Source organism: Shigella sp. SIG6, assembly GCF_053555815.1.
In genome coordinates this window covers 1-5,123 of record NZ_JBQZXC010000185.1, presented here as the reverse complement: position 1 = coordinate 5,123, position 5,123 = coordinate 1, and the positions used below count along the sequence as shown (strand labels likewise).

Here is a 5,123-nt window from a genome sequence, read left to right as displayed (position 1 = left end):
GCCCGTTCCCACCGCTGACGTGGTGTATGACACACCTGTTGTGATTTTTTCCATCTGGTCCATACCCCGTCTCCCGTTATCCGGAAGCTGACAACAATAAAAAAGCCACCAGTTAACTACTGATGGCTCTGATAACTCATGCAAGCGTCTCAGACGACCCACTGACACTACCGGTGAGTTTAACGATACCTTCCATTTGACTGGCTCACTTTTTATGATGATGCCGGTGCATTTATCTCCAGCACCAGACTTTCTATCTCAACGCCATACGTTGCATTTTTGGTAATATCCGTCAGCGTCAGTGCATTTAGTCCCACTGCCAGACTGTCTTTTATGGCCTGGAATGCCGGGCCAGTACGATGACGTAGTATCACTCCGGCTCAGTTGCACCACTGACCACCACATCACCTTCTGCTGCAATCGCCTGCATCAGGGTATAAGGGGTTATGGCCACCGGACTACCAAACGGCTGCCAGCCCTCTTTCAGTTTATGTGTCAGCTTTTCCGCAAGATCTGACGGCGGCGCCGCCCTGACAACATCATAGTGTTTAAATGCCATGGTTCTTTCCACCATCTGAAAAATAATTCTTTAAAATACCTGACATGTAATACAGAAAAAACACAAAACCATACCTTAAATAAAAACCTGATTATCAAGCAGATATGCATGGATAAACTACAAGACGAGATATAAACCACCCTGCATTTAAATAAACAATAAACAACATCAGAAAAATAATTCTGCTCTATGGTTTAATTCAAAAATATCATTTATACTTTTCAGAACATCACCAGCAAGGCATAAACAAGGAAACTAAATGAAGTGGATTGTGATTGATACAGTTATCCAGCCATCATGCGGAATATCTTTTTCAGTCATATGGAGTAAAATAAAATTAATAATCTGGTATCAATCGGATGCTTTCTTACCTCCTGAAAGTATATTTACACTGACTCACACAGGCATCATACTCAATAACAAAGTGCTACCTGTAACCATTTACAACGTAGTACCATTCAATAAAACATTCTGGAATTTAATCAAAAACAGCCAGGAATGCCCTACAAATACAGATAACGTATTGAATGAATGCTTTAATAACCGTTGCACTCTGCAAATATGTCCTTATGGACTAAAACAACAAAGTCCATAAGGAGTTTACTCACATCTGACAAAATCAATATAAACAGCCCCTCCGGAGAGGGGCTGGAGAGTGGCGCTATGTGCCATTGCATGGTGCCGGGTGCCTCCCGGTGAATTCAGTACCAGCACCTGAATCCGCGATTATCCCATATACCTACTCGCTGATTGCCCCTCCGCACAGGGGGATTCACCATGCCAGTTTCTTTTAACAAACTCCCCGCAAACCAGACAACAGTCAACCGCCTGAATTGTGAAGTATTTAAAAATTTCTCCCGCTAACTGATACCCGGCTAACAGTCTGGCGTTTTCTTTTTCAGCAACGGGAAAGCAACAACCACCACACCCGCCACCAGCACACCGTCAGCCGGCACTGACATTATCCGGCTGCTGCAATGCCATTCACAAAAACAGTAAGCAATCACTTTTTACCGTAACAGGTGATAATCCAGATATGTATCTACCCCAGATGAGTAATCCGAAGTTCATCCATACCACAGGTCCTGGCTATTCTGTTGTACTCCTGAACAAGAGCAAATAATTCTGAATTAGCAACCATGAACTCATCGCAAACCCTCTGTATAGCATCACTATTCAGAATAATAACGTCTCTTCCCGAAAGACGATCAGGAGTACAGAACAAAACTGTCAAACGGCTGAAGGCCTTTGCTCGTGCTGCATTGACTATATCAATACGCTGCCTAAGGATGAAACACCCCGACGCCTCATCAATATTCACTCTACCCACACCATATGAATGATAAATACTTAATGCTGAAAAAAACATTAGACCGTATAACAAATACTCAATCAATACTTAACAGAACTTTTATTTTTGACAAATATATAATATTTTCAACAATATCCTGAGCCAGGTATATTTCAGTATAAGGCTCTGCCGGAAGGAATCTGGAAGAATGAATATGGCGCGCTGTACTGGATTCGAACCAGTGACCGATTGCTTAGAAGGCAATTGCTCTGTCCGGCTGAGCTAACAACGCTGAATACCGATAATGGACCGCCATCGGGGACCCGCCCCCCGCACCAACAACCCTGTTATCGTGTCGTCTGCTCTTCCTGATAAGCTAATGGCGGTTTGTGATGGTGGCCCTTGCTGGATTTGAACCAGCGACCTGGCGATTATGAGTCGCTCGCTCTCACCACTGAGCTAAAGGGCCGGGAGCAGAATAATAACGGTCCGTAATTAATTTCGCAATAAAAAACCCGCTCAGCGGCGGGTTGTAGAAACTCTTCTAACGTCAGGCATAAAACACCCATTATTATGACGAATTTACCACAGATTCCGGAAAAATCAACCTTGTTACCTAGTTACCTTTTTTAACTGCCGCTCAGCCCATGCTTCTTCAATATCAAACCGGGTCACCAGCGCATCATAAAATTTCTTAACTGTTTTTTCCCATGACGCGCGTGTTATCTGGTTTGTCACCTCGCATATAGCATTAAATGCCTCCGTTGATGGTAGTCTTTCATAGCCACGACCACCACAACGCTGGCAGTCTCTGATAACAGGCATACCACGTTTTACCGACTCTTCACGATGAATGGCGACACCACGCCCACGGCAATCCTTACAGGCGGTGGAAACCTCACCCTTTCCGCCACACTCCGGACAGGCAACTTTTACCACCTCCCTGACTTTTTTCCATTCTTCCCAGTAAGACGGATACACACCTTTCGTACACTTTGCCCATACCGGCGGCTTACCATCCGGATACTGGATCTTGTTTGTAAAAACTATGCTTTCAATAAATTTTTCCCCATAGCAACAAGGGCACTGCTTTTTACTCGCTGCGCTGCGGGCATAATCCTCAAAAGCGTACGAAGCCATAATGCGCATCACTACCGGTTTTATTTCTGCCGGAAGTTTTCTCAACGCCGCCACACGATCGCACCGACTGAGTGCATAATCTGCCAGTAATTCTGTTGCCCGCGCCCTGTCATTCATACTGATGCCCATTTTCCCCAGGAACGCAGAAAAACCCATCTCAGCCCGATTCTGTGTCATGCCCTGCGCGGCCATCACATCAGTGATACTCAGCGCATCTTTTGACGTTGAGGCCGATGCATCGGTCAGGCCAGGGGATTTTGGGGAGTAGTATTTCGGTAAATCTTCCAGTTTCATTTTTTGACCTGCTCTTAATGCATTATGGGGTAAATCTTCACCCCCAGACGTCCACCAGATACTGGCTGACCACGAACGATATTGATTTCATCAAACTGCTCATCGTCCATTAACACTCCCGCATGCGTCAGCGCATCCAGCGGTGCTTTCAGGATATTGTCCAGGTCGCGACGACGCTTATCCGGTGGCTCTGCAATCACCTTTATCGCCAGCCTTCCGGACAGGCTTAATTTCAGCCGCTGCTGGCGAACAATAAGCGCCACAGCCCGGCGATAACGCTTTCCCTCCTCCGAGATAAAATATGTGCTGCCACGGCGTCGCCAGTAAGTGTTCACCGTCGGCGGGTAAGGTAAAACCAAATCTATGAGCATCAGTCACCTCTTTTACCCAAGCACGCCAGTTGCAAAGGCGTGATCAAGAAAACGAAAAATTAAATCAACCTGAGAACCATGCTTTTCTTCGAACGCCAGAGGATCCGCATGAAGCTCGTTGTGATGCTCCCGACACAGCGGTAGCGTGAAAATATCGTGAGATTTTGTCCCCATTCCGCCCTGACCATGACCAATCAGGTGATGGGGATCGTCGGCTGGCTTACCACAACACGCACACGGCTGTGTCTTCACCCAGCGTTTGTATTTCTCGTTAACCCAGCGGCGACGTTTAGGTCGTTTCATGAAAGATTCCGGAGACTCAGGATCAACGGCAATGCTGACCACCGTCTTTTCCTGTGGTGGGTTCTGTTGCTGGTGGGCGTGAGGCAGCGGCGCAAGATTTTTTGTGCGCTGTTTCAGTATGCTGGTGGCGGTCTGCTCTCCCGGTACGATGTCGCTTTCACGGTACATTGAGCGGATTTTTTCCGCACGCAACCCCAGCGAACGACGTAATACCGCTTCCGGTAGCGCGTCCGCCACCTGATTGCGGACCGCCCACCAGGATAATTCAGCTAGAGATAATTCACGCTCCTGCGTACCGCTTATTGCGTGACCGATGACGTCAATCATCCATGCTGACAGGTTTTGATGAGCAAGTTGCTCGAGTGATTCGGATGTCTGGTCACGCAGCTGGTTGTCGCAGTGCCAGCACAACACCATTGCGCCGGTACCATAACGGTGAATGACGGTTTCGCTGTGATGATAATCGCCGTGTGGCCACTGGCAGGATTTAATATGGCGCAACAGCCAGTCAGACAATGCACCAGCACCACCAGCAGCACGAATCACCCGTGCGTTACTGAAAAACGGCAGCAATGTTTTGTCTTCCACCAGCGGCTGGCGAGCGGCAGGAACGACCCCGGACGGCAGATTACGCATGCTTTTCGGTTCCGGCTCCACCAGTAACCGGGTATTGTGGAATACCGGCATGGATTCACGACCGGGCTTAAGGACCACCAGCCCGAGTTCCGGAACCAGAACAGGTCGAAGTAATACCCGCACGTTACCTCCAGATCCGTTGCTGGAATGTGCGGGACGGACGCGGTGGCTGTTCGGAGTAAGGGAGCCTGACGGAGATTATCCAGTGACGGTAGTCGAGGCTAAGGGCTTTTTTAACCTCGCATCCGCGCCTGCGGTAACACTGAATGAGCCATTCGGCCTGTTCTTCAGTGCATGAGGGATGCTGGTACCAGTCTGACTTAAATGCATGAGAATACCGCTCGTGCGTGTGGGCAAGAACGGTCGAATTATCATGATTGTAATATTTTGCGTTGCGTGCCATCGGTTTTCTCCGGTGGCACGGTGTTACTCAGCGGGAGTTCAGCCCCGCGCAAGATTGTAGATGAGTTTATTCTTCTGAAAAAGCAGAAAAGCCAGCTTTTATTCCGATCTCTTTCAATGCCTGTAA

The 5,123-nt window shown here is 47.8% G+C and carries 7 protein-coding genes, 2 tRNA genes and 3 pseudogenes; 2 read left to right on the top strand and 10 right to left on the bottom strand.

Annotated elements, in window-relative coordinates; genetic code table 11:
• The 3 genes and pseudogenes from ACUU1M_RS18700 to ACUU1M_RS18690 form a co-directional block, all read right to left on the bottom strand.
• A pseudogene (locus ACUU1M_RS18700) lies at positions 1-63 on the bottom strand (holin); the annotation flags it as partial.
• A 149-nt stretch (positions 64-212) separates the two neighbouring features.
• A complete protein-coding gene (locus ACUU1M_RS18695) occupies positions 213-374 on the bottom strand; it encodes a hypothetical protein (protein WP_001323614.1) in 162 nt (53 codons plus the stop codon).
• Positions 374-559: pseudogene (locus ACUU1M_RS18690) on the bottom strand (DUF1737 domain-containing protein); the annotation flags it as partial. The pseudogene ACUU1M_RS18690 and the gene ACUU1M_RS18695, both read right to left, overlap by 1 nt.
• A gap of 259 nt (positions 560-818) precedes the next feature.
• Here ACUU1M_RS18690 and ACUU1M_RS18685 point away from each other — a divergent pair.
• On the top strand, positions 819-1,154 hold the full coding sequence (locus ACUU1M_RS18685; protein WP_042774496.1) for an anti-adapter protein IraM: 336 nt from the start codon (positions 819-821) through the stop codon (positions 1,152-1,154).
• Between the two features lie 70 nt (positions 1,155-1,224).
• Positions 1,225-1,350, top strand: a pseudogene (locus ACUU1M_RS18680) (hypothetical protein); the annotation flags it as partial.
• A gap of 84 nt (positions 1,351-1,434) precedes the next feature.
• Here ACUU1M_RS18680 and ACUU1M_RS18675 read toward each other — a convergent pair.
• The 7 genes from ACUU1M_RS18675 to ACUU1M_RS18645 all read right to left on the bottom strand — a co-directional run bounded on the left by ACUU1M_RS18675 (position 1,435) and on the right by ACUU1M_RS18645 (position 4,997).
• Positions 1,435-1,521 carry a DUF3927 family protein gene (locus ACUU1M_RS18675; protein ID WP_000115835.1) on the bottom strand — a complete coding sequence of 29 codons (87 nt, stop codon included), beginning with the start codon at positions 1,519-1,521 and terminating at the stop codon, positions 1,435-1,437.
• Positions 1,522-2,065: 544 nt separating this feature from the next.
• A tRNA-Arg gene (locus ACUU1M_RS18670) sits at positions 2,066-2,142 on the bottom strand.
• 101 nt (positions 2,143-2,243) lie between these two features.
• Positions 2,244-2,319: transfer RNA gene (locus ACUU1M_RS18665), tRNA-Ile, on the bottom strand.
• 143 nt (positions 2,320-2,462) lie between these two features.
• Positions 2,463-3,284, bottom strand: a complete 822-nt coding sequence (locus tag ACUU1M_RS18660; RefSeq protein WP_000762884.1) for an antitermination protein — start codon at positions 3,282-3,284, stop codon at positions 2,463-2,465.
• Positions 3,285-3,298: 14 nt separating this feature from the next.
• On the bottom strand, positions 3,299-3,655 hold the full coding sequence (locus ACUU1M_RS18655) for a RusA family crossover junction endodeoxyribonuclease (protein ID WP_000904111.1): 357 nt from the start codon (positions 3,653-3,655) through the stop codon (positions 3,299-3,301).
• A gap of 12 nt (positions 3,656-3,667) precedes the next feature.
• Positions 3,668-4,717: a DUF968 domain-containing protein gene (locus ACUU1M_RS18650; RefSeq protein WP_001265239.1), complete on the bottom strand. Its 1,050-nt coding sequence runs from the start codon at positions 4,715-4,717 to the stop codon at positions 3,668-3,670.
• Position 4,718: 1 nt separating this feature from the next.
• On the bottom strand, positions 4,719-4,997 hold the full coding sequence (locus tag ACUU1M_RS18645; RefSeq protein WP_024258459.1) for a hypothetical protein: 279 nt from the start codon (positions 4,995-4,997) through the stop codon (positions 4,719-4,721).
• Positions 4,998-5,123: the final 126 nt, after the last annotated feature.